19 protein-coding genes are annotated in these 23,655 nt (G+C 65.2%); 13 read left to right on the forward strand and 6 right to left on the reverse strand.

The annotated features are described in order from the left end of the window. The first annotated feature begins 147 nt into the window (after nt 1-147). From ENJ37_04665 to ENJ37_04710, 10 genes are all read left to right on the forward strand, one after another. Nucleotides 148-666 (forward strand): shikimate kinase, encoded by a 519-nt coding sequence (locus ENJ37_04665; protein ID HHL39775.1) that lies wholly within the window; start codon nt 148-150, stop codon nt 664-666. Between the two features lie 9 nt (nt 667-675). Then, nucleotides 676-1,746, forward strand: a complete 1,071-nt coding sequence (locus ENJ37_04670) for a 3-dehydroquinate synthase (GenBank protein HHL39776.1) — start codon at nt 676-678, stop codon at nt 1,744-1,746. Between the two features lie 361 nt (nt 1,747-2,107). Beyond that, nucleotides 2,108-2,320, forward strand: a complete 213-nt coding sequence (locus tag ENJ37_04675) for a hypothetical protein (protein HHL39777.1) — start codon at nt 2,108-2,110, stop codon at nt 2,318-2,320. Between the two features lie 88 nt (nt 2,321-2,408). Beyond that, nucleotides 2,409-2,768: a hypothetical protein gene (locus tag ENJ37_04680; GenBank protein HHL39778.1), complete on the forward strand. Its 360-nt coding sequence runs from the start codon at nt 2,409-2,411 to the stop codon at nt 2,766-2,768. Beyond that, nucleotides 2,765-3,856 carry an aminopeptidase P family protein gene (locus ENJ37_04685; GenBank protein ID HHL39779.1) on the forward strand — a complete coding sequence of 364 codons (1,092 nt, stop codon included), beginning with the start codon at nt 2,765-2,767 and terminating at the stop codon, nt 3,854-3,856. The genes ENJ37_04680 and ENJ37_04685 overlap by 4 nt, the downstream gene beginning before the upstream one ends. 46 nt (nt 3,857-3,902) lie before the next feature. Then, on the forward strand, nt 3,903-4,334 hold the full coding sequence (accB, locus tag ENJ37_04690) for an acetyl-CoA carboxylase biotin carboxyl carrier protein (protein HHL39780.1): 432 nt from the start codon (nt 3,903-3,905) through the stop codon (nt 4,332-4,334). A gap of 94 nt (nt 4,335-4,428) precedes the next feature. After that, on the forward strand, nt 4,429-5,763 hold the full coding sequence (accC, locus tag ENJ37_04695; protein ID HHL39781.1) for an acetyl-CoA carboxylase biotin carboxylase subunit: 1,335 nt from the start codon (nt 4,429-4,431) through the stop codon (nt 5,761-5,763). A gap of 392 nt (nt 5,764-6,155) precedes the next feature. Then, nucleotides 6,156-6,968, forward strand: a complete 813-nt coding sequence (locus ENJ37_04700) for a lipoate--protein ligase family protein (GenBank protein ID HHL39782.1) — start codon at nt 6,156-6,158, stop codon at nt 6,966-6,968. A 188-nt stretch (nt 6,969-7,156) separates the two neighbouring features. Then, entirely contained in the window at nt 7,157-8,830 is a 1,674-nt protein-coding gene (locus ENJ37_04705; protein HHL39783.1) for a tetratricopeptide repeat protein, read from the forward strand. A gap of 29 nt (nt 8,831-8,859) precedes the next feature. Continuing rightward, the gene (locus ENJ37_04710; protein ID HHL39784.1) at nt 8,860-10,290 is read left to right on the forward strand and encodes a hypothetical protein; all 1,431 of its coding nucleotides are present in this window, start codon (nt 8,860-8,862) and stop codon (nt 10,288-10,290) included. Between the two features lie 103 nt (nt 10,291-10,393). Here ENJ37_04710 and ENJ37_04715 read toward each other — a convergent pair whose 3' ends face one another. Further along, nucleotides 10,394-11,623: a carboxylate--amine ligase gene (locus ENJ37_04715; GenBank protein ID HHL39785.1), complete on the reverse strand. Its 1,230-nt coding sequence runs from the start codon at nt 11,621-11,623 to the stop codon at nt 10,394-10,396. Between the two features lie 85 nt (nt 11,624-11,708). After that, a complete protein-coding gene (locus ENJ37_04720; GenBank protein HHL39786.1) occupies nt 11,709-13,037 on the reverse strand; it encodes an NCS2 family permease in 1,329 nt (442 codons plus the stop codon). A 170-nt stretch (nt 13,038-13,207) separates the two neighbouring features. Between ENJ37_04720 and ENJ37_04725 the strand changes: the two genes are divergently transcribed. The 3 genes from ENJ37_04725 (at nt 13,208) to hypE (ending at nt 18,035) form a co-directional block, all read left to right on the forward strand. Continuing rightward, nucleotides 13,208-14,602 carry a TldD/PmbA family protein gene (locus ENJ37_04725; protein ID HHL39787.1) on the forward strand — a complete coding sequence of 465 codons (1,395 nt, stop codon included), beginning with the start codon at nt 13,208-13,210 and terminating at the stop codon, nt 14,600-14,602. A 108-nt stretch (nt 14,603-14,710) separates the two neighbouring features. Then, nucleotides 14,711-16,747, forward strand: coding sequence for an NAD-dependent DNA ligase LigA (ligA, locus tag ENJ37_04730; GenBank protein ID HHL39788.1), 2,037 nt, complete (start codon nt 14,711-14,713; stop codon nt 16,745-16,747). A gap of 277 nt (nt 16,748-17,024) precedes the next feature. Continuing rightward, the gene (hypE, locus tag ENJ37_04735; GenBank protein ID HHL39789.1) at nt 17,025-18,035 is read left to right on the forward strand and encodes a hydrogenase expression/formation protein HypE; all 1,011 of its coding nucleotides are present in this window, start codon (nt 17,025-17,027) and stop codon (nt 18,033-18,035) included. Between the two features lie 620 nt (nt 18,036-18,655). On the opposite strand, the gene ENJ37_04740 is transcribed toward hypE, so the two are convergent. The 4 genes from ENJ37_04740 to ENJ37_04755 all read right to left on the reverse strand — a co-directional run bounded on the left by ENJ37_04740 (nt 18,656) and on the right by ENJ37_04755 (nt 23,233). Then, a complete protein-coding gene (locus ENJ37_04740; protein ID HHL39790.1) occupies nt 18,656-19,144 on the reverse strand; it encodes a YajQ family cyclic di-GMP-binding protein in 489 nt (162 codons plus the stop codon). A 22-nt stretch (nt 19,145-19,166) separates the two neighbouring features. Next, a complete protein-coding gene (gene lolA, locus ENJ37_04745) occupies nt 19,167-19,823 on the reverse strand; it encodes an outer membrane lipoprotein chaperone LolA (GenBank protein HHL39791.1) in 657 nt (218 codons plus the stop codon). Nucleotides 19,824-19,887: 64 nt separating this feature from the next. After that, entirely contained in the window at nt 19,888-22,089 is a 2,202-nt protein-coding gene (locus ENJ37_04750) for a DNA translocase FtsK (protein HHL39792.1), read from the reverse strand. Further along, on the reverse strand, nt 22,076-23,233 hold the full coding sequence (locus ENJ37_04755) for a 2'-deoxycytidine 5'-triphosphate deaminase (GenBank protein HHL39793.1): 1,158 nt from the start codon (nt 23,231-23,233) through the stop codon (nt 22,076-22,078). Before ENJ37_04755 ends, ENJ37_04750 begins: the two co-directional genes overlap by 14 nt. Nucleotides 23,234-23,655 lie beyond the last annotated feature (422 nt).

A 23,655-nucleotide genomic window follows, 5' to 3' on the forward strand; every position in this document is an offset into this window, starting at 1 on the left:
GACCGGGCCGCGCCAGGCGGGACTTTTACGCCTTTGCGGCCCGGTCCTCCCGTGGGGGCCGCCCGCCATGGCGCTGAAGGCCCCTGGCGGTGTAACAACTCGGAGACCCGGCGCCTTGCCGGCGGACGCGATCCTCAGGATTTCCCCATGGTTACAAACGTGGTGCTCACCGGTTTCATGGGCACCGGCAAGACGGCGGTCGGCAGGGCCCTGGCCGACCGTCTCGGCATCGCCTTCATCGACACCGACGAGCTCGTAGTCGAGGAGGCGGGCATGAGCATACCGGAGATATTCGCCCGCTGCGGCGAGGCCCGCTTCCGCGAGCTCGAGCGGGGGGTCATAGAGCGCCTCACGGCAGGCCCCGGCCCAGGGGCGGTGGTGAGCACCGGAGGAGGCGCGGTCGTCGACGCCGTCAGCAGGCGGCGTCTCAAGGAATGGGGCCTCGTGGTCTGCCTTACGGCCTCGGTGGACGCCATCCTCGAGCGCACGGCCTCGTGCAAGGAGCGGCCGCTCCTTGCAAGGGGCGGGAGGCGCGAGGTCGAGAGGCTTCTGAGGCAGCGGCGGGAGGCTTACGGGGACTCCCACCTCGTCATCGACACCACGGAGCTCTCTGTCGGCGAGGTGGTCGATCTGATAATGGAGACCATCGGGAAAAGGAAAGGCTGAGAGAGGGTCATGCGCTCGATAACGGTGGAGCTGGGCGGACGCTCCTACCCCATAATGATAGAGGACGGCATCCTTGAGCAGGTCGGGCCGGCCATGGCGCGGCTGGGGCTTGCGGGCCGCTGCACGGTTGTGACCAACCCCACGGTCGGGGGGCTCTACGCCGAGACGGTGCTTCGCTCCATGAGGGAAGGGGGGCTTGAACCCCTCGTCGTCGAGATACCCGACGGCGAGGAGTACAAGACCCTCGATGTGGCCGCCACGGTCTACGACAGGATGATAGAGGCGAGGATGGAGCGGACGAGCCCGGTGGTGGCGCTCGGCGGCGGCGTGGTGGGGGACCTTGCCGGCTTCGTGGCGGCCACCTATCTGCGCGGAGTGCCCTACGTGCAGGTGCCGACGACCCTGCTTGCGCAGGTGGACAGCTCCGTGGGCGGCAAGACGGCGGTCAACCACCGTCTCGGCAAGAACCTCATAGGCGCCTTCCACCAGCCGGCGGCGGTCTTCATCGATCCCGCGGCGCTTGCAACGCTGCCGCGCCGCGACTTCAGGGCCGGACTCGCCGAGGTGGTCAAGTACGGCGTCATCGAGGACGCCCGCTTCTTCGAGTTCCTCGAGACAAACACCGACGCCATACTCGGGGCCGCGCCGGAGCTTGAGAGCGCCATAGCCCGCTCCTGCGAGATAAAGGCCCGCATCGTCTCCTGCGACGAGACCGAGCAGGGACTGCGGGCGGTGCTCAATCTCGGCCACACCTTCGGCCACGCCATCGAGACCCTCGCAGGCTACGGCGAGGTGCGCCACGGCGAGGCCGTGGCCGTCGGCATGGTCATGGCCGCCGCCCTCTCGGTAAGACTCGGCCTCTGCGACGACGGCGTTGCCGGGCGGATAAGGAGGCTCGTCGGGGGCCTCGGGCTCCCGGTGGAGAGACCGCCCCTGCCGGCCGGATCGATCCTCGATGCCATGCGGGTAGACAAGAAGGTGAAGGCGGGCCGCATACGCTTCGTCCTCGTCGAGGACATAGGCCGTGTGGTCATAAGGGAGGTGGACGACGCGGAGCTTTCGGACTTTCTCGGACATTGAGGACCGCTCCGGGTAGGCGGCGCCGGAGAAAAAGGGGACCTCGCCGTCCCGTTGGCGGCCGGGGATAGTTTTACTTGACTTGAAGGTGAGTTTTCTTAATAATTTTATGGAAATTCTGATTAATTACCCCGGGGGAAACTTCCTGCAGAAGGGCCACAGGCCCACGTTTCCCCCAGACCCCCTTCAAAGACTTTCAATTCCCTGCGGATCATCCCTGTTTTGCTTGCAAAATCGGGAGGAACCGCAGGGCGTTAAAAGTTTTTGGAGGGAGTCTGAGGGAACCGAGGGTCTGTGACCCTTTTACAAAAAGGTTCCCTCTGGATGATTAATCAGAGCTTCCCTAACTAAAGAGGGGGGGCGGGTGAGATTGGCCGCGGGCGGGGGAGACGACGTATTCATGACCGAGACCATGGCCGCGCTCCTGGAGGAGCAGGGCCGTCTCGACGACGCGCTGGTCATATACAAGTATCTGGCCGACGCCTCGCCCGGTGACGAGCGTCTGCGCCGCTCGGTCGAGCGGGTCATGGCGCTCGCCTGCCGGGGCGGCAAGTCCGGGCGTCGGGCCGGAGAGTGAAGCCGGCGGCAGGCCCGCTCCGACCCTCGTCTCCGCTCTGTGTCGTCGTTGCGGGGCGACACTCTCTCACTTTCAAAAGGAGCCGTCCATGTCATTCCACCACATACTGAAGAGTCTCGTTGACGACGCCGGCGCCATGGCCGCCACGGTGATGGGGGTCGACGGCATAGCCGTTCAGCACTACAGGGCCGAGGGGTCGGTCATCGAGATCGAGGCGCTGGGCATAGAGTGCAGTCAGGTGGTGGGAACCGTGCTGCGGGCGGCGAAGGGGCTTGAGCTTGGGGCCGTGGACGACATAAGCTTCGGCGCCGGGGCGGCGAAGGTGCTCGTCAGGGTGGTGACGCCCGAGTACTTCATGGCCCTCGTGGTCGGCGCCGGCGCCAACGCGGGGCGCGCGAGGTATCTGCTTCGCAAGGCCTCGGCCCTTGTGAGGCGGGAGATCGAGTGAGCCCGGCCGGCAGCGGCGGTGCGAGGAGGAGGCTCGCGGCCCTGCGCCGCAGGCTCGACGGCCTCGGAGTGGACGCGCTGATAGTCGCCGACCCCGACAACATACGCTACCTCACGGGCTTTACGGGCTCGAGCGCCACGCTTGTCGTCGGCCGGAGAAGGGCCGTGCTCCTCACCGACGGCCGCTACAGGATCCAGGCGGCCCGCGAGTGCCGGGGGATCGCAAGGCGCATAACGCGCGACGCCGCGGCGGAGACGGCCGGGATCGTGGAGGAGTGGGGGGCGTCGAGGGTCGGCTTCGAGAGCGCTGCGCTCAGCTACGGCCGTTACGAGAGGCTGCGGGCGGCGCTGCGTCGGGCGGCGCGGCTGAAGCCGCTCGCAGACGCCGTGGAGTCGCTGCGGCTCATCAAGGAGGCTTCGGAGATCGACGCCCTGAGGGCGGCCGCGGGGCTCGCCGCCCTGGGCTTTGACGAGGCCGAGAGGCTCATAAGGCCCGGCGCTACGGAGCTCGAGGTGGCCGCCGGCGTGGAGGCCGCCGTGCGCAGGCGCGGCGCCGAGGGCATGGCCTTCGAGACCATAGTGGCCTCGGGGGAGCGCTGCGCCCTGCCCCACGCCCGTCCGACGATGAAGAAGATAAGGAAGGGCGAGCTCGTGCTCGTCGACATGGGCGTGAGACTCGAGGGCTACAACTCGGACAACACGAGGGTCTACGCCGTGGGCAGGGCCACGAGGCTCCAGAGGGACGTCTACGCCCTGGTGCGCGAGGCCCAGGAACGGGCCGTGGAGGCGGCGGCGCCGGGTGTCGCGGCGGAAGCGGTGGACGCCGCCGCAAGGGCCGTCATAAGGAAGGCGGGATACGGCCGCCGCTTCGGCCACGGCACGGGCCACGGCGTGGGGCTCAAGGTCCACGAGGGACCGAGCATCGCGCCGGGAAGCGGTGCCGTTCTCGCGCAGGGCATGGTCTTCACCGTCGAGCCCGGCGTCTACATCGAGGGATGGGGCGGCGTGCGCATCGAGGACATGGTGGTCCTCACCGGGCGGGGATGCGAAAAGATCACCGACGCACCCGGCGGGCTCCGGGTGCTTTGACCGGGTCGGCCGGCACCGGGAATAGACCTGTGGGACAGGAGGTCAGATGAAATTAAAGGACATAAGGGCCATTTACAGGTTCCTGAGGGATACCGATATAGTCGAGATCGAGGTGGAGAGCGAGGGCGGCAGGCTCAGGATAAAGAGGGCCTGCGGCGAGGCCGCGCCGGAGAGGGCCGCGGAGCCCGCCGCCGCTGCTGCCGAGGCCCCGGCTCCGGAGCCGGCAAAGGAGAACCACCGCATGGTGACCTCTCCCATGGTGGGAACCTTCTACCGCGCCCCGTCGCCCGAGGCCCCGCCCTTTGTCGAGGTGGGCTCGACGGTGAAGAAGGGCCAGGTGCTCTGCATCATAGAGGCCATGAAGATAATGAACGAGGTGGAGGCCGAGTTCGCCGGCAGGGTCGTATCCATCCTCGTCGACAACGGCCAGCCCGTCGAGTACGGCGAGCCCATCTTCTGTATCGAACCCTTCGAGTGATCGTGTCCCCTCCGGGACGGCCGGTCGCGGCGGGCTCCTTCGCCGCAGCGTCCCGTCCCGCTCCCCTCTTGGAGAAAGACAGGTAGGCTTCACCATGTTCAAGAAGATACTGATAGCCAACCGCGGCGAGATAGCCGTGAGGATAATAAGGGCCTGCAAGGAGCTCGGCATAAAGACCGTGGCCGTCTACTCGACGGTGGACAGGGACTCGCTCCACATAAGGCTCGCCGACGAGGCCATATGCATAGGACCGGCCTCTCCGGCCGACAGCTACCTCAACATCTCTTCGCTCATAAGCTCCATGGAGGTGGCCGACGCCGAGGCCGTGCATCCGGGGTACGGTTTCCTCGCCGAGAGCGCCGAGTTCGCCGAGATCTGCGAGAACTGCGGCGTGAAGTTCATCGGCCCCGCCTCGCCGACCATGAGGCTCATGGGCAACAAGGTCCTTGCCAAGAAGGAGGCCGAGCGGGCCGGCGTGCCGGTGCTGCCATGGAGCGACGGCGGGCTGGCCGACGAGAACGAGGCCATAGAGGTGGCAAGGCGCATAGGCTTTCCCGTCATCATAAAGGCCGCCGCCGGGGGCGGAGGCCGGGGCATGAAGCTCGTCCACACCCAGGCGAGCCTGGCCAACGCCTTCAGCCTCGCACGGCGCGAGGCCGTCTCGGCCTTCGGCAGCGACGAGATATTCATCGAGCGCTTCTGCGAGGAGCCCCGCCACATAGAGATACAGATAATGGCCGACGAGCATGGAAACGTCGTCCACCTCGGCGAGCGCGAGTGCTCCATTCAGCGTCGCCATCAGAAGATACTCGAGGAAGCCCCGTCGGTCGGCGTGGACGAGGGACTCCGCCGCGAGATGGGCGAGACGGCCGTCAAGCTCGCAAGGGCCATCGGTTACGTCAACATGGGCACCGTCGAATTCCTCCTCGACAAGGACAAGCGCTACTACTTCATGGAGATGAACACCCGCATCCAGGTCGAGCACCCCGTGACCGAGATGGTCACGGGCATCGACCTCATAAAGGAGCAGATACGGATCGCCGCCGGCGAGAAGCTGCGGATCGGCCAGGACGACGTGACCATAAGCGGCCACAGCATCGAGTGCAGGATAAACGCCGAGGACCCGAAGACGATGCTCCCCTCGCCGGGCACCATAACCGAGCTCAGCGTGCCCGGAGGGCCGGGCGTGCGCCTCGACTCGGCCATTTACAGCAACTACACCGTGCCGAGCCACTACGACTCGCTGCTCGCCAAACTCATAGTGCACGCCGCCGACCGCCACGAGGCCATCGCCAAGATGAGCCGCGCCCTCGAGGAGTTCTACGTGGGCGGCATAAAGACCAACATCCCGCTCCACCTCGAGATCATGCGAGACCACGACTTCATCAACGGCGATGTGGACATAGACTTTTTGTCCAGATTCATGTAGAATATAACTTCAGGCACTTTCAGGGAATTCCCCTGCCCACAGGAAGAGGGCGGCTCTGATTTATTGCACTGAGGGAACCTTAAAAAGGTTCCCTCGGATTCCCTCCAAAAACTTTCAATGCTTTCGGATTCCCCTGATTCTGCTTGCAAAATCAGGGGAGTCCGAAAGGCATCGGAAGTCTTTGAAGGGGGGATGTCACCCGCTCCAGCCGCATCGGGGGGGCGGTCCCCTGGAGGTTCGGGCCGCGCCGGGCGGGATCTTTACGCCCCTGCGGCCCGAACCTCCAGGGGACCGCTCTCTTTCGAAGATACGAACAGCGTACAAGGGGGCCGGGGGAAACGGGGGGCCGTGGCCCTTCTTCAGAAGATTTCCTTCAGGGCAGTATCGGGCGGATGGAGAGATGGAGGCTTATTCTCGACGGGAAGCATGGCGGCGCGCGTAACATGGCCGTCGACGAGGCCATGCTGGCGGTCTTCGGGTCGGGAGGTACGCTCCGGCCCACGCTGAGGCTATACGGCTGGGAGGAGCCCACGCTCTCCATAGGGTATCTGCAGCGGACCAGTGACTTCGAAGCCGCCGCCCTGCCCCTGGTGCGCAGGATTACGGGGGGACGTGCCGTGCTCCATCATCGCGAGGTCACCTACGCCGTTGTGGCCGGGGCGAAGAGCGGCCCCCTCGCGGGCGGAATAAGCGCCGCCTACGAGGCCGTGAGCCGGGCCCTGGTGGAGGCGCTCAGGGGGCTCGGCGTCGACGCCCGCTGGGCGAGACCGCAGCGGGGCGGGACCGTGGTGCCGAGGGCCTGCTTCCATGCCCCCAACCGCTTCGAGGTCCTTGCGCGGGGAAGGAAGATCGCCGGCAGCGCCCAGCGGCGAAGCGGCGCCGTCTTCCTCCAGCACGGCTCCATACTCGTCTCCATGGAAAGGGACCTCAACGAGAGGGTCTTCGGGGCCGCGCTCCTTGAAAAGATGACCTCCGTGGAAGACGAGACCGGCGCAGGCGACGAAGAGGCGCTGCGAGAGGGCCTGGTGGAGGCCTTTGCGCGCACCCTCTCCGTGGACTTCCAGGAAGCGGGACTCACCGAGGACGAGAGGGAGCTGGCCTCCGCGCTCGAGGCCTCCAGGTATTCGACGCGGGAGTGGAACCTCGGGGGCGACGCTGCGCCCAAGGAAGCTCTGATTAATTACCCTGAGGGAACCTTTTTGTAAAAAGGTTCCCTCAGACTCCCTCCAAAAATTTTTAACGCCCTGCGGATCATCCCGATTTTGCAAGCAAAATCGGGATGATCCGCAGGGAATTAAAAGTCTTTGAAGGGGGTCTGGGGGAAACTTTCTACAGAAAGTTTCCCCCAGGGTAATTAATCAGAGCTTCCCTAAGAACAACAAGAGGATCGTCCATGGCTGACAAGGAGAAGCTCATAGACAGGGCCCTCAAGTATGTGCACAAGGGTTATCTCGACAGGGCGCTGGCCGAGTATCGCAAGGTCCTGGAGATAGACCCAATGGACACGGCCGTGCGCCTTCGCATAGGCGACATCCACATAAAGATGGGCCGCAGGGAGGAGGCCATCGAGGAGTACGGCGAGGTGGCCAAGTACAACACCCAGAAGGGCTTTTACCTCAAGGCCATCGCCGTATACAAGCAGATACTCAAGCTCGACGAAAACAACCTCGACATCCACTACAAGCTCGCCGACCTGTACACCAGACAGCGCCTCATAGCCGACGCCGTGGCCGAGTACGGCTACATCGTCAACCACTTCGAGAAGAAGGGCAAGAGCGCCGAGGTCATGGACCTGCTCAAGAAGATGGTCGAGATAGCCCCCGACAACGCCGGCGTGCGGCTGAAGCTTGCCGAGAAGTACCGGCAGATGGGCTACAAGGAGGACGCCGTCTCCGAGTGCCTCTGGGTGGCCGACAGGCTCGTCTCCAAGGAGCGCTACGACAAGGCCGAGAAGGTGCTGCTCGACTTCCTCGCCGATGAGCCCGGAGAGGTCAGGATCCTGGGCAAGCTCGTCGCTCTCTGCGAGAGTACGGGCAGGGACGAGGACTTCGCAAGATACGCAAAGGAGCTCGCCGCGCTGTACGCCGGCCGGGGCGATGGGGCGAAGGCGCTCGAGCTCTACGAGGCGGTGCTCGCACGCTTCCCCGGCGACGAGCAGAGCAGGAAGTTCGTGGAGGAAGCCCGCGGCCGGGCCGAAGCGGCCGCTCCGCCGGAGCGGCCCGCCGCCTCTTCCGCCGGCGCAGGGGAGGAAGAGGCCGCCGACGAGCCGCTCGTCGACTTTCCCGACGACGAATTCGACGAGGAAGAGGCCGCCGACGAGATCGAGTTCACCGTCGAGGACCTTGACGAAGCCGACAGGGCAGAGGGGGCGGAGATACGGCTCGAGGCGGAAGAGGGCATGGAGGTGGTCGAGCCCGAGGAGATAATCGAGCTTGAAGAGGCCGAGGTGGTGGAAGAGGCCGCCTGGCCGGCCGCGGAGCAGCAGACGGCCCCGGCCGGCCCCGGAGCCGAGGGCGACGGCTACGTGGACCTCGCCAGGGAGCTCGGCATAGAGGAGGTGGCCGAGAGCCTCGCCGGTTCCTGGGCCGGACGGCAGAGCGGCGAAGACGTGGAGGAGTTCAAGGACGACGTGGGAGAGCAGCTCGGCAGGGAAGACGCCGAGACCCACTTCAACCTCGGCATCGCCTATATGGAGATGGAGCTCTACGAGAACGCCGTCAGGGAGTTCACCGTCGCCCTGCGCGACCGCTCCTGCGAGTTCGAGTGCTATACCAGGCTGGGCCACTGCTCAATGGCGCTGGGCAGGCCCGACGACGCCGTGCGCTACTTTCTCAAGTGTCTCAAGGTGGAGGGCATGGACAAGGAGGCCCGCAAGGCCGTCATGTACGAGCTCGCCATGGCCTACGAGGCATCGGGGCGGCGCAACGAGGCCCTGGAGATATTCTCCTCCGTCCACCAGAGCGACCCGGGGTATCGCAACGTGGCCGAGGACGTGAGACGTCTGGCCGATGAGATCGAGACCGGACCGCCGACGGCCGACGAGATGATAGAGGTGGAGCTTATCTGACATCCCCCGTTCAAGCGGCGGCGACTCCGATGATTGACGCCACGGGCCGGCCTGAGCCGGCCTTTTTTGTTTCGAGGCTGTTAGGGACGCTGGAGGACGAGCCCGTCTTCTGCGCCGTGCGGGCGGTCGCGCCGCAGGGCGCGACGTGGCTCGTGGGCGGAGTGCTGCGCAACGCGGCGCTCGGCCTTGCGCCGGGCCGCGATTACGACCTCGTAGTGCGGGGCCGTCCCTGGCCCGTAGCGCGGGAGCTCGCCCGCAGGCTCGGCGCCGCGGCCTTCGTCCTCGACAGGGAGAGCGGCACCTCGCGGGTCGTCGTAAAGGACGACGGCGGGCCGTGGACGGTGGACATCGCGCCCCTTCGGGGCGGGGCAATCGCCTCGGACCTTGCGCTGCGGGACTTCACGGTGAACGCCATGGCCGTGCCCCTCGGCGCCCCTTCCCTCGTAGACCCCCTGGGCGGACTCGCCGACGCGGCCGCAGGGAGGCTGCGGCCCTGTTCGCCGTCCGCCATCGACGACGACCCCCTTCGCGCCCTCCGGGCCGTCCGTCTCTCTCAGACGCTGGGACTCGCCATAGACGAGGGGCTCCTTGCGATCATGCGGCGGCGCGGAGCCCTCCTCGCCCGCGTCTCCCGGGAGCGTGTGGGGGAAGAGACGCTCAAGATATTCTCGGCTTCCGGCACGGCCGAAGCCCTGGGGCTGCTCTTCGACACGGACCTGATGGCGGCCGTCTTCGAGCAGACGCGGTCGTGGCGGGACCTCGAGGGCTACGACCTAACGGCGCACGTGCTCTCCGTCGTCGCCGAGGCCGACTCGCTCCTTGCGGAGATCGGACAAGGGGCCTTCGGCGACGAGCTCCGGGTCTTTTTCGGCGGCAGCCTCGGGGCGGTCCCCATGGCCGCCATGCTCAAGCTCTGCGCCTTTGTCCACGACATGGGCAAGCCGGCGGCCATGAGCCGCGAGGGCGGGGAGCTCCGTTTCAGGGGCCACGAGCTCACGGGGGCGGGGCTCGCAGGGGAGGCGGCCATGGGGCTTCGCCTCGGCCGCAGGCTCGCAAGGGAGCTCTCCGTGGTTACGAGGAACCACCACCGCGTCTTCGTGCTCGCCGCCCTCGACGCACCGTCGGCGAGGACCAGGGCCCATTTCTTCAGGGCCGTGGGCGGCGAGACGGGGCTCGTGCTCCTCGTCCTCGCCGTCGCCGACGCAAGGGCCACGCGCGGCGTCGAGGACGAGGGACTCAGAAAGGTGGTGGGCCATATGGTCCGCTTCTACTACGACGTCTATGCGAGGCGGCGTCCCGAACCGCTGCTCACGGGACGGGACGTGATGGAGATATTCTCCGTGGACCAGGGGCCGGAGGTGGGCAGGATACTCTCGCTCATAGCCGAGGGCCAGGAGCGCGGAGAGGTGAGCGACAGGGACGGGGCCGTGCGCTACGTGCGCAGGCGGCTCGGACGCTGAACCCCTCCGGCGAAGCCTTGCAATGGCGGACCGACGGGAGCCTCCTCGAACGAGGGATGGCGGGGGGAACCGCCGATGGGGCGGCCTGCCGCAATGACGAAGGCTACCCGCTCCTTCCAAGGACTGACGTCAACCCCTGAAACCAGGAAGAGAGCTTCTTGCGCGCAAAGCGCGAAAGAAAGAAGAAGAACGTGCAGATAAAAGGCAGGGGATCGGCAAGGGAGAAGAGGGCGTACTTCTTCGGTCCCGACAGGCTCCTGAACCACTCCCTCCAGGTGAGGTCGCCTCTTCTCATGTGATGCCTCGCCGAGCGGAAATCCGACAACTCGTGGACCCACTTGACCGGCGTCGGGTCCTCCTCGCGATGGAAGGCCGAGAGCTCGCGGCCCACCATGTTGCAGAAGGCGATGTAAGGTATGTTTATCCCGTTGGCCGTGGCGACGTAGGACTGGAGGTTGGGGCGCCCCACGGTCGGCTCCATTACAAGGAACAGCCCCCTGCGCCGGTCGTACTTGTACTCTACGGAGCCGATCCCCCGGTAACCAGTCTTCCTGAAGATGCGGATGCTCTCGCTCAGCACGCTGCGGTTGAAGCGGCCTTCGGCCACTGCCGTGCTTCCGATCTCCGGCGGCCATTGCCTGATCTTCCTGCCTACGAAGTAGGCCGCCGGCTCGTCTTCCCTGTGGAAGTACATCAGACAGAAATATATCCGCAAGTCCGGACCCGGTATCCATTCCTGCACGACGAGGCGGCGGGCGTATCGCAGCATCTCCGGCACGGCGGCCGAAAGCTCGCTCGCGCTGCGGAACTTGAGCGCCTTTCCATACCTTTCCTCCCATACGGCGTTCTTTATAGAGGGCTTTACTATACAGGGAAACCGGAGGCCTTCGAGCCTGCCGCGGTGGGAGTCCGCGACTTCCCGTACGATCAGGCTCTCGGGTACAGGAATCTCGTTTCTCAGGGCGAAATTGTGAAAACTCACCTTGTCCAGCAAAAGCCTCACAGTTTCCCTTGAAGGCAGTTCAAATATATAGAAGGGTTCCAGGATCTCCCGGTTCTCCGAGATCAGCCTTACGTGTGAATCCGTGCATGGGAACAGGACAGCCCTTTCCTCAAGCTCTCCGCCCAGCCCTATCAACGATTCGATAAGCCCTTCCTCGCTGCTGACAACGATTCTCGAGCATCTTGCGGTCTTCATCAAAAACGATGCGGGGTCGGTGGATAGGCCGATAAGGGGGACTCCCTCTTCCGAAAGGGAGCGCAGCGTATTGAAGCCGGTTATATAATCGACGCCCGTCACAACCGCTGGCGGTAAAGTCCTTGAGACCGTCATTGTCGTTTTAAACTTGTTCCCCTGCGGGCCGTCAAGAGCCGGGTTGCGCCCATTTTCATATACAAACCCTATCGCTGCCGCGCGTTCACCCCCTGAGCAGCGCGTAGCGGAGCACGAAGAGCAGGGCGAAGAGAGCCATGAGCGGCTCCACCTCGCCGCGGCGTCCGGCGGCGGTCTTCATGAGCGTATGGCTTATTATGCCGAAGGCTATGCCCTCGGTGATCGAGAAGGTGACGGGCATCATTATCATGGTGAGGAAGGCGGGCAGCGCCTCGGTGGGGTCGTCCCATCTTATGCGGGCGGCACCCCTGCACATGAGGCTCCCCACGACTATGAGCACGGGGGCGACGACGGGATAGAGCCGCGCGCCGCCGCTCTCGATCCCGCCGCCCACCATCTCGACGAGGGGGGAGAAGAAGAGGGCGGCGACGAAGAGGGCGGCCGTGAAGCAGCTCGCAAGACCGCTCCTGCCGCCTGCGCTCACGCCGGCGGCGCTCTCGATGTAGCTCGTCACCGTCGAGGTGCCGAGCAGCGCGCCCGTCACCGTGCCCAGCGCGTCGGCCAGGAAGGCCCGCCGCGCCCTCGGCAGCCTGCCGTCCTTTATGAACCCCGCCTCGTCCCCCACGCCTATGAGCGTTCCCACCGTGTCGAATAGGTCGAGGAAGAAGAAGACGAATATGACCGATAGCAGTCCCGTGCCGAGCGCTCCCCGTATATCGAGCTCCAGGAAGGTGGGCGCAAGCGAGGGCGGGGCCGAGACGAGCCCCCGGTACTCGATGAGTCCCGTGGCGAGCCCGGCCGCCACGGTGACGGCCATGCCCAGCAGCACGGCGGTGCGGACCCTGAGCGCAAGGAGCGCGGCCGTGACCGCGAGACCCAGCAGCGAGAGCAGCACCGGAGGGCTGTGCAGGCTCCCCAGGCCCACGTATGTGCCCGGAGCGTCCACAACTATGCCCGCCCACTCAAGCCCCGCAAGGGCGATGAGAAGCCCGATGCCAGCGGCGATGGCGTGCTTGAGCCCTTCGGGTATGGTGTTCACGAGCCTCTCCCGGAAGTGGAAGAGAGAGAGGGCGATGAAGAGGACGCCGGAGACGAAGACCGCCCCGAGCGCCGTCCGCCAGGGCAGCCCCATGGCCGCAACCACGGTGAAGGAGAAGAAGAAGTTGTGCCCCATGGCCGGCGCGAGCGCTATGGGGTAGTCGGCCAGAAGGCCCATGGCCAGCGTGGCGGCGGCGCTCGCAAGACAGGTGGCCGTCATTACGGCGCCGAAGTCCATGCCGGCGGCGCCGAGCACCGCCGGCTGGACGAATATGATGTAGCTCATGGCCGCAAAGGTCGTGACCCCCGCCGCCGCCTCCCGTCCCACGGTCGTCGACTTCTCGTCGAGCCGGAAGAGTCTCTTAATCGCCTCCATGACCTACAATCTAACAGAAGGACGGAGTTTTTTCAATTTCCGCGGCAATGGCCGCCTTGACTGTACCCGCCGGCCGCTGATATACTCGCCGTTGGGGCAGGGCGGCCCCATGCCCCGGCGCCGCGGCCGCCCTCCCGACAATCTCGCGTAAAGACAGGGGAGGTTGCTCCATGCTCACCGACGGTTTCGACCCCGGCAGGGTCCTGCGGACCGCGCTCGCCTCGGGAGGCGAGTTCGCCGAGATATACGCCGAAGAGACGCTCAACACCTCCATCGTCTGCGAGGAGGAGAAGATAGAGAAGGTCGTCTCGGGCCGCGAGCGCGGCTGCGGCGTGCGGGTCATAGCGGGACTCAAGACCTTCTACGCCTTCACAGACGACCTTACGGAAGAGGGGCTCGTCGAGACGGCCCGCGTGGTGGCCGCGGCGGTGCGTTCGGGAGAGCAGGCGGGGGAGCTCGGACCGGTGAGCAGGAGCCGCGCCCCGGGATTCGACATCGGGAAAGACCCCATGGACGCCCCCCTTTCGTCGAAGGTCGGACTCGTCACCCGCGGCGAGAGGACGGCGAGGGCCGTGGACGACCGGGTCGTGCAGGTGCGGGTCGTATACGGCGACGGCCGCCGCCGCGTTTGCGTGGTGAATTCGCTTGGAGACCACGTGGAGGAGGAGCGCACGAGCGTGCTCTATCTCTGTCAGGTCGTGGCCCGCGAGGGCGACGTCATCCAGACGGGCTACGAGCCCGTTGGAGGCGCCGCCGGTCTCGAGCTTCTCGACGAGACCCCGCCCGAAGAGGTGGCCGAGACGGCGGCCCGCCGGGCCGTCATGATGCTCGGCGCGCGCAAGGCCCCGGGCGGCACCATGACCGTCGTGCTCTCGAGCGAGGCCGGCGGAACCATGGTCCACGAGGCCATAGGCCACGGTCTCGAGGCCGATCTCGCTGGCCAGGGGCTCTCGGTCTACTCGGGCAGGATGGGCGAAGAGGTCGCCTCGCCCCTTGTCACGGTCATCGACGACGCCACCATACCGTACAAGCGGGGCTCCTTCTTCTTCGACGACGAGGCGAGCCCGGCCCGGCGCACCGTGCTCGTGGAAAAGGGCGTGCTCCGCAGCTACATGTACGACAGACTCAACGCCATGCGCTACGGGGCGGCCTCGACGGGCAACGGCCGCCGCCAGTCCTACCGCCACCGTCCCATCCCGCGCATGACCAACACGCTCATAGCGCCGGGCGAGACCCCTCCACGGGATATCCTCGCCTCGGTGGACAGGGGACTTTACGTCAAGAAGATGGGCGGAGGCCAGGTCAATACCGTGAACGGCGACTTCGTCTTCGAGGTGACGGAAGGCTACCTCATAGAGAACGGAGAGGCGGGCGAACCGGTGCGGGGCGCTACGCTCACGGGCAACGGCCCCGAGATACTCACAAAGATCGACATGGTGGGCTCGGACCTCGGCTACGGCATCGGCACCTGCGGCAAGGACGCCCAGGGCGTGCCCGTCTCCGACGCCCAGCCCACACTGCGCATACCGGAGATAACGGTCGGCGGCGAAGCCCCGGTGAAATGAGCCGCGAGGCCGTGTTGCGCCCTTGCGCCCCGGCCTCCGGGCCGCCGCCTTGAAGGGAGTCCGAGGGAACAGTGCCGCGTTCCGGCTCGGGGGAGGAGTTGTGCGGTCATGGGTAAGGGTGACGAGGCGGCGCGCCGCGAGATCGAGGAGCTGCGCCGCCGTATAGAGTACCACAACTACCGCTACTACGTGCTCGACAGTCCCGTCGTCTCCGACGCCGAGTACGACCGGCTCATGCGCCGGCTCGAGGAGCTGGAGGCCGCCCATCCCGAGCTCGTCACGGCCGACTCGCCCACACAGCGCGTCGGTGCCGCTCCGGTCGAGGAGTTCGGCACGGTCGAGCACGGCGTGCCCATGCTCTCGCTGGCCAACGCCTTCGACGAGGACGAGGTGAGGGCCTTCGACAGCCGGGTGAGAAAGCTCGTCGGCACGGAGGGGGAGATCGAGTACGTGGGCGAGCCCAAGCTCGACGGTCTGGCCGTGGAGCTCGTCTACGAGGGCGGGGTCTTCGTCACCGGTTCCACCCGCGGCGACGGCTACCGGGGCGAGGACGTGACGGCCAACCTGAGGACCGTGAGGAGCGTTCCGCTTCGGCTTGCGCCCCGCGGCGGCGATGACATCCCCGTGGCCTCGAGGCTCGAGGTGCGCGGCGAGGTCTTCATGCCCGTAGAGGCCTTCAGGCGGCTCAACGACGAACGGGGCCGGCGCGGCGAGCCGCTCTTCGCCAACCCCCGAAACGCCGCCGCAGGGTCGCTTCGCCAGCTCGACCCGAGGGTCACGGCCTCGCGGCCCCTCGATATCTTCTGCTACGGCGTGGGCGCCGTCGAGGGCGCGGACTTCTCCACCCACATGGAGACACTCGACTACCTGCGGGCCCTGGGCTTCAAGGTCAACCCGCTGGTAAGCCTTCTTCACGGCATAAGCGAGGTCATCGACTACCACGATAGCCTCGAGGCCCGGCGCGACGAGCTCGACTACGAGCTCGACGGCACGGTCATAAAGGTCAACAGCCTCGCCCTCCAGGAGCGCCTCGGTACACTCACGAGGAGTCCCCGCTGGGCCCTGGCCTACAAGTTCAAGGCCCGGCAGGAGACCACGGTGGTGAAGAGCATAGAGGTGGGCGTGGGCCGCACCGGAGCTCTCACGCCCGTGGCGGTGCTCGAACCGGTGGAGATAGGCGGCGTTACGATAGAGCGGGCTACACTCCACAACCTCGGCGAGATCCGCAGAAAGGACGTGCGTGTCGGTGACCGTGTGGTCGTGGAGAGGGCGGGTGATGTCATTCCCGAGGTCGTGGCCGTGGTGAAGGAGAGGCGCCCGCCGGAGGCGGTTCCCTTCGACATGCCCGATGCCTGTCCCGCCTGCGGCGCCCACGTCGAACAGGTGGGGGCCATCCATTACTGCACGGCCGGGCTCGCCTGTCCGGCAAGGCTCAAGGAGAGCATCCATCACTTCGCATCCAAGAGGGCCATGGACATCGAGGGGCTGGGCAGGAAGAACGTGGAACAGCTCGTAGACGCCGGGCTCCTGCGCGACGTGGCCGACATATATACGCTCAAGGTGGAGGACCTGCTCGGCCTTGAGCGCTGGGCCGAGAAGTCGGCTCAGAACCTCGTTGACGCCATCGAGCGGAGCAAGCGTCCCACGCTCCCGCGTCTCATCCATGCCCTCGGCATCCGCGGCGTGGGTGAGCATCTGGCCGTGGTCCTGGCCCGCCGCTTCGGGTCCGTCGAGGCGCTCATGGAGGCTTCGCTGGAAGAACTCACGGCGGTGCGCGAGATAGGGCCCGAGACGGCGCGCTCGGTGAGGGAGTTCTTCGACGAGCCGCGAAACAGGCGCGTGCTCGAAAGGCTGCGCGAGCTCGGCGTGCGCTTTCCGCGCGAGGAGAAGAGCGGAAGCGGCGGGCCGCTGGCGGGCAAGGTCTTTCTCTTCACCGGGGCCCTCGACTCGATGACCCGTGAGGAGGCCAGGCGCCTCGTCGAGTCCCTTGGGGGGCGGTGCGCCTCGTCGGCCGGAAAGAGGGTGGACTACGTGGTGGCGGGCCGGGAGCCGGGCTCCAAGTACGCCAGGGCCAGGGAGCTGGGCCTTACCATAATCGATGAAAAGGAGTTCCTCGAGCTCACAGGCCGCGGCGCGGCGAAGTGAAAGGACGGGACGCCACCGGCCCGCCGCTGAGCGATCCTTGCCGAGAGGACGGAATAAAGGAAGCTCTGATTTATTGCACTGCCCGCGCCGGCTGCCTCTGGGGGCTGTGCCGGGGGGTTCGGGCCGCAAAGGCGTAAAAAATCCCGCCTGGCGCGGCCCGAACCCCCCGGTACAGCCGAACATCCGAATAACATACGATGGGGAAACGCGGGCCTATGGCCCTTCTACGGAAAGTTTCCCCCAAGGTAATTAATCAGAGTTTCCTAAAGAGAACGCAATGAAGAAGAGGATACTTCTATCCCACGGAAGCGGCGGCAGGCTGAGCCGCGAGCTTGTGGAGAGGGTCTTCCTGAGGCACTTCGACAACGAGCTCCTCGCCCCTCTCGACGACCAGGCCGTCTTCGGCGTAGGCGCTTCGAGGCTCGCCTTCACCACCGACTCTTACGTCATCGACCCGCTCTTCTTTCCGGGCGGCGACATCGGCAGGCTCTCGGTCTGCGGCACGGTGAACGACCTCGCCGTAGGCGGGGCCGAGCCGCTCTATCTCAGCGCAGCCTTCATAATCGAGGAGGGCCTTGAGCTCGACGTGCTCGAAAGGGTGGTGGAGAGCATGGCCGCCGCGGCCCGCGGGGCCGGCGTGAAGGTCGTGACCGGCGATACCAAGGTCGTGGAGCGTGGCAAGGGCGACGGCCTGTTCATCAACACCGCGGGCGTGGGCGTGGTGCGCGACGGCGTCGAGCTCTCGCCGGGCAGGATCGCGCCGGGCGACAGGGTGATAGTGTCGGGCGCCCTGGGGGATCACGCCGTGGCGGTCCTCACAAGGCGCGAGGGGCTGGAGATGGACGCCCCCGTGGAGAGCGACTGCGCGCCGCTCAACGGCCTCGTGGCGGAGATACTCGACGAGGCCGGCCCCGAGGTGAAGGCCATGCGGGACCCCACCCGCGGCGGGCTCGCAACGGTGCTCAACGAGTTCGCCGCCGCCTCGGGCCGCGGCGTGCTCGTAAGGGAAGAGGCCGTGCCGGTGCGCGAGGCCGTGCGAGGCGCCTGCGAGATGCTCGGCTTCGACCCCCTCTACCTCGCCAACGAGGGCAAGGTCGTCGTCGTCGCCGCCGAGGAGGCGGCAGAGAGGATCGTCGGGAGGATGCGCAGCCACGAGCTCGGCCGTGACGCCGCCGTCATAGGGGAGGTGACCGCCGAGAACGCCGGACGGCTCATCGTAGAGACCTGCATAGGCAACCGCCGGATCGCGGACATGCTCTCCGGCGAGCAGTTCCCGAGAATCTGCTGAGAAGCACCCCGGAAGAACTTTGAAAGAGCCTCCCCCGCCACCTTTGCCTCGTCCATTCCAACCCGGCGGAAACTTTCTTGAAGAAGGGCCATAGGCCCACGTTTCCCCATGCCCCATGGTATGTTATTCGGCTCTTCGGCTGTACCGGGGGGGTCGGGCCGCGCCAGGCGGGTTTGTTTACGCCTTTGCGGCCCGACCCCCCCCGGTACAGCCCCCCGAAGCAGCCGGCGCGGGTAAGACATCTCCTCCAAAGACTTTTAAGGAAACTCTGATTTATTGCACTGAGGGAACCTTTTTTGTAAAAAGGTTCCCTCAGACTCCCTCCAAAACTTTTAACGCCCTGCGGCTCATCCCGATTTTGCTTGCAAAATCGGGATGAGCCGCAGGGAACTAAAAGTCTTTGAAGGGGGTCTGGGGGAAACTTTCTACAGAAAGTTTCCCCCAGAGGCAGCCGACGCGGGTAAGACATCCCCTCCAAAAGACGAGTTGGGCTTTAAAGCCTCTTTCCTTTACAGGGCGCCGTGGCTTAAGAACGCCGGAGCGCTCGGACGATTCCCCGCAGTTCGAAGACGATACCGGTTTTTCTTTGCTTACTTTCTTTTTTTCAAAAAGAAAGTAAGTCAGGACCTCATGTTCACGAACTGGAGGGCCACGTCGAGGTCCCGGCCCTTGAGCTCCCGGATGACGGCCTGGAGGTCGTCTATCTTCTTGCCGGTGACGCGGAGCTGGTCGCCCTGGATCTGGGTCTGGACCTTGAGTTTCATCTCCTTTATGATCTTCGCAATCTGCTTCGCCCTGTCTTCGGGGATGCCCTGGCGCACAGTGAGTCTCCTGCGCTTCAGCCCTCCCGATGCCTCTTCGACCTTGCCGTATTCCATGGCCTTGAGCGGTATGGACCGCTTTATGAGCTTGTTCTCCACTATGTCGACGACGCTCTTGAGCTTGTAGTCGTCGTCGCCGGTGACGACTATCTCGCCCTTCTTGTCCCACTCTATGGAGCTCCTGGAGCCCTTGAAGTCGTAGCGCTGGCCGAGCTCGCGCACGGCCTGGTTGACGGCGTTGTCCACCTCCTGGAGGTCTACCTTCGATACGATGTCGAAAGACGGCACTTTTCCTCTCCTTTCCCGTCCCTTACGGCCTGAGCACCCTGACCCCTTCGGGGATATGGAAGGTGAAGAGGTCGTCGGCCAGGGGGACGTTCAGTTTCACGTCGGTGAGCTCGACCCTGGTCTCGGCTCCCATGGGGTCGACGACTACGGTGGCGGTGACGAGGAAGCTCTCTTTCTCCACCTCGATGAAGAGCACCTTTATGCCCGGCTGGGGAGTGCGCGGCGTAAGGCGCAGCCTGTAGACCGGCCCGGTCGAGTCGGTAAGCGTCACCTTGAAGTCCCTGTCGATGCTGCCGACGCCGGTTAGGAAGTCGGAGGCCACCGACGGGCCGCCGTCCTCGGCGTCGCGCTCTATGACCTGCCCGAGGTCCGGCTGATCCACCCATATGGTCCTGCCGTCGCTTATTATGGTGTCTTCGTAGGGCTCGGTGTAGTTCCAGCGCATCTTGCCGGGCTTCTTGAAGAAGACCCTGCCCGAAGAGCGGCGCACGGCCGCCCTGGTCTTCGTCTCCTGTGTGAAGTCGGCCGCAAGGGTCGTCACCTCGTCGTAGCGGGCCTGGAGCTTTCTCACGATCTCGCCGGTGCCGACGGCGGCATGGAGCGGAGCCGGCGGGGCCGCGAAGACAAGCGCGGCCGCAAAGAGCATATAAAGAAATTTCCTTCGTTCCCTTCCCGTCATCTTCTCTCCTCATCGAGCGCGCCCTGGCGGCGGGACGCGGCGCACCCGAAGCGAACCCCGATCCTTACGGTTCGACCTCTTCCTTGCGCAGCAGGACTTCACGGGGACGGCTGCCCTGCGAGGGTCCCACTACACCTTCGGCCTCCATCTTCTCGATTATGCGGGCCGCCGTGTTGTAGCCTATGCGCAGGCGCCGCTGGATGTAGGAGGTCGATATGGTCTCGAGTGTGGCGGCCAGGGCCACGGCCTCGTCGTAGCGGCGCAGGAACTCTTCGCTCAGGTCTTCCTCGCCGCCCGCCGCGGCCGCGGCCTTTGCCTCGGCTATGTCGGCGTCGTAGCGGGGCTTTCCCTGTCTTTTCAGGAAGTCGATCACCTTTTCTATTTCGTGCTCCGAGACGTAGACGCCGTGGATGCGGCGTAGCCTGGAGGTGCCGGGCGGCATGAAGAGCATGTCGCCCTCGCCCAGCAGCGTTTCGGCGCCGGCCGCGTCGAGTATGGTCCGCGAGTCGGTGCGGGTGGGGACCTGGAGTGCGAGCCGTGCCGGGAAGTTGGCCTTGATGAGGCCCGTTATGACGTCCACCGACGGGCGCTGGGTGGCCACGATGAGGTGGATGCCCGCGGCCCTGGCCATCTGTGTGAGCCGCACGAGGCTCTCTTCCACGTCCTTGCCCGAGGTGAGCATGAGGTCGGCGAGCTCGTCGATTATGACGACGATGTAGGGGAGCCGGCGGTGGGCGTTTTCCTGCTCCTGCTCCTCCGTATCCCGCGCCGCCCGCGGGCCGCTGTCGGCGGTTCCTTCCTCCTCTTCGAGGATGCGGTTGTACATGTTTATGTTCTTTGCGCCCTTTTCGGCCATGAGCTTGTAGCGCTTGCCCATCTCGACCACGATGCTCTTGAGCACGCCCGCCGCCCGCTTGGTGTCGGTTATCACCGGCGTTATCAGGTGGGGCAGCCCCTCGTAGGCCGTGAGCTCGAGCATCTTGGGGTCTATCATGAGCAGCCTCACGTCCTCGGGCGTTGCCTTGAAGAGGATGCTTATTATCATTGCGTTGAGGGCCACGCTCTTGCCCGAGCCCGTGGCCCCGGCGATGAGCAGGTGGGGAAGCCTCGCAAGGTCGGTGATGACGGGGTTTCCCGTTATGTCCGTGCCCAGGGCCATGGTGAGCCTGGAGCGGCTCTTTGCGAATTCGCGGCAGCCGAGTATCTCGCGGGCGAAGATGCCTTCGCGCACGTGGTTCGGTATCTCGATGCCCACCACGGCCTTGCCGGGGATGGGGGCCAGGATGCGGATGCTCACGGCCCGCATGGCGAGCGCCAGGTCGTCGGCGAGATTCGTGATCTTGCCGACCTTCACGCCGGGGGCCGGCTCGAACTCGTACATGGTGATGACCGGTCCGGGATGGACCTCCACCACGTGGCCGTCCACGTCGAAGTCCTTGAGCTTCTTCTCGAGGATCTTGGAGTTGGTTATGTAGGTCTCCCTGTCGACGGAGCCGTCCTTGTCGGGCACGGGATCGAGGAGGTTGATGTGGGGAAGCCTGAACGAGCCCTTTGGCGCCACGAAGTCGAACTCCTCCTGCACGGGCTCTTCGGCGGCCCTGCGCGGAGACTCCTTGGCGGTGACGATGGCCGGGCCCTTGGCCCGCTTCCTGCGCTCCGACTTCTCGGCCGCGGCCTTGGCGCGGCGCTCCCTGCGCCTCTTAAGCGACTCGCGGGCCGCCCTGAAGGTGCGCGCCGCGGCGGCGGCCGCCGCCGCGGCGCCCTTGAGGGCGGCCACGGCCGTCGCCGCCGCCGTCTTTATGAGCGAGAACCCCGTTGTGCCCACAAGGGCCGTTACGAAGACGGTCACCAGGAGTATGGCGGCCCCGGCCGTGCCGAAGTAGCTTGTAAGCGCGGCGCTCACCACCTCTCCGACGATGCCGCCGGCGGCCTCGACGGGGAGCGTCATGGTCAGAAGGCCCGAGGCCGACATGACGATGAAGAGCAGGCCGGCGGGAAGGACGGCCCTGAAGCGCAGGCCCCGGCGAAGAAGCATGAACTCCAGCGCCAGTATGAAGAGGAGGAGCGGAAAGATGTAGGACGTATAGCCCATGGAGACGAAGAGCAGCCACGAGAGGTAGCTTCCGGCGACACCAACGTACTCGAGATGCTCCACGTCGTCGCGGAAGTAGAGGCTCGCCGTCACCAGCGCCGCGAGCCCCGCAAGAGCTATCCCTGTGACCTCGTAGCCGAGGCCCTCGTGTCTGCCGCTCTTACGGACCGCCATCTTTCCTGAACTGCTTGCTCAACGTTATGCCCTGGAACTGGTAGGACGAACCTATCTTCACACCGTAGACCTTGCGCGGCACGGTTCCCATGCGCTCGAAGGAGAGCTTGAAGAAGGTCTGGCCGTGGACGACCATGAAGGGCACGTCATGGGCCCGCACCTCGAGCACGGCCTTGGTGCCCCTGATCTCTCCATGGGAGCCGAAGCCGAAGCCGGGGTCGAAGAAGCCGGCGTAGTGGGTGCGAAGCTCGCCAGAGCCCGCCTCATAGGCGGCCATCTCGGCGGCGTAGCGCGGCGGCACCCTGATGCGCTCCTTGGAGCTCAGGATATAGAAGTCCTCGGGCTCGAGGATTATGGACTCCCTGCTCGTGCGGTGTACGGGCTCCCAGAAGTCCTCTATCTTGTAGTGGTCCGTCTTCGAGAGATCGACGATGTGGCTGTTCTTCTTGGACTTGTAGCCTACGATGCCGCCGGAAGCGTCGCCGCTTAAGTCCACACTCATGAAGACGCCGTCGTTTATGGTCATCTGCCCGGTCGGGAGGGGGCTGTCTCCGTCGAAGAGGAGCGAGTACCGCTCGTTGATCTCCCTTATCTCGTCGTCGTCGAGACGGCAGGGACCGGTCATGAGCCTTATCTGGGCGAGCCTCAGCCCCTCGCGGACCTTGACGGTGTAGGAGCGGGGCATCACTTCCAAATAAAGCCCGCCCCTGTAGCCCGCCGCTATGTCGTCGAAGCGCGGGTTTCTGTCCGTTATGAGGCGGGCGAAGATGTCGAGGCGTCCGGTCGTGCTCTTCGGGTTGGACCTTCCCCTTATGTGTCCCGGCAGGGCGAGTCTCTCCTTGAGCGGTATGAGGTAGACTCCTCCCCGCTCGAGCACGCCTCCGTCGCCGCCGATGTCGACCTCGTACATGACGAGGTTGTCGCCGTAATAATCCTTCTGGAGGACCAGTCCCTCGATGTCGCGGCCCTCGGGCAGGAAGCTCGATACGAGGCGGTAGGCCCTGCGGCCGAGACGGAGGTCGAGGCTCGCCGGCTGGACCTGGCGCTCCTCGATGGGCGCGTCCGCCCCTATCCAGCCTTTCTCTATGGCCGCTTCTATCTCCTGCGAGCCGAGTACGCCCGTGTGGGCGGCCTCTCCGGTCATCTCCCGCTCCCCCTGTTCTTGGATCCGCGCCGGATTTGTGGAACTTCAGGGCAAGCAAGGCCCCCATGGCCCGGAACAAAAGTCCTTGAAGGGGGTCTGGGGGACACGTGGGGCCACGGCCCTTCTATAGAAAGTTCCTTCGGGGTGGTTGTTCAGAGTCTTCCTATGATATAGCAAAAAGGAGAGAAAATAAAGAGCGAAGAAGGGGCGGTAATGTAGCATATCTTGTGTCAGCAGAGAGGAAGGGGTACCATTTTATTTAGGGAAGCTCTGATTTATTACCCTGGGGGAAACTTTCTGTAGAAAGTTTCCCCCAGACCCCCTTCAAAGACTTTCAATACGAGTTGGTTTCCCCCTGTTTTGCCTGGCAAAACAGGGGGAAACCAACTCGCGTTAAAAGTTTTTGGAGGGAGTCTGAGGGA

Source organism: Deltaproteobacteria bacterium (assembly GCA_011375175.1).
Lineage (GTDB): Bacteria > Desulfobacterota > GWC2-55-46 > GWC2-55-46 > DRME01 > DRME01.

Coding starts and splice junctions, on each gene's coding strand:
- ENJ37_04665 (HHL39775.1), top strand. CDS start 148: ATGGTTACAAACGTGGTGCTCACCGGTTTCATGGGCACCGGCAAGACG.
- ENJ37_04670 (HHL39776.1), top strand. CDS start 676: ATGCGCTCGATAACGGTGGAGCTGGGCGGACGCTCCTACCCCATAATG.
- ENJ37_04680 (HHL39778.1), top strand. CDS start 2,409: ATGTCATTCCACCACATACTGAAGAGTCTCGTTGACGACGCCGGCGCC.
- accB (HHL39780.1), top strand. CDS start 3,903: ATGAAATTAAAGGACATAAGGGCCATTTACAGGTTCCTGAGGGATACC.
- accC (HHL39781.1), top strand. CDS start 4,429: ATGTTCAAGAAGATACTGATAGCCAACCGCGGCGAGATAGCCGTGAGG.
- ENJ37_04700 (HHL39782.1), top strand. CDS start 6,156: ATGGAGAGATGGAGGCTTATTCTCGACGGGAAGCATGGCGGCGCGCGT.
- ENJ37_04705 (HHL39783.1), top strand. CDS start 7,157: ATGGCTGACAAGGAGAAGCTCATAGACAGGGCCCTCAAGTATGTGCAC.
- ENJ37_04710 (HHL39784.1), top strand. CDS start 8,860: ATGATTGACGCCACGGGCCGGCCTGAGCCGGCCTTTTTTGTTTCGAGG.
- ENJ37_04715 (HHL39785.1), bottom strand. CDS start 11,623: ATGACGGTCTCAAGGACTTTACCGCCAGCGGTTGTGACGGGCGTCGAT.
- ENJ37_04720 (HHL39786.1), bottom strand. CDS start 13,037: ATGGAGGCGATTAAGAGACTCTTCCGGCTCGACGAGAAGTCGACGACC.
- ENJ37_04725 (HHL39787.1), top strand. CDS start 13,208: ATGCTCACCGACGGTTTCGACCCCGGCAGGGTCCTGCGGACCGCGCTC.
- ligA (HHL39788.1), top strand. CDS start 14,711: ATGGGTAAGGGTGACGAGGCGGCGCGCCGCGAGATCGAGGAGCTGCGC.
- hypE (HHL39789.1), top strand. CDS start 17,025: ATGAAGAAGAGGATACTTCTATCCCACGGAAGCGGCGGCAGGCTGAGC.
- lolA (HHL39791.1), bottom strand. CDS start 19,823: ATGACGGGAAGGGAACGAAGGAAATTTCTTTATATGCTCTTTGCGGCC.
- ENJ37_04750 (HHL39792.1), bottom strand. CDS start 22,089: ATGGCGGTCCGTAAGAGCGGCAGACACGAGGGCCTCGGCTACGAGGTC.
- ENJ37_04755 (HHL39793.1), bottom strand. CDS start 23,233: ATGACCGGAGAGGCCGCCCACACGGGCGTACTCGGCTCGCAGGAGATA.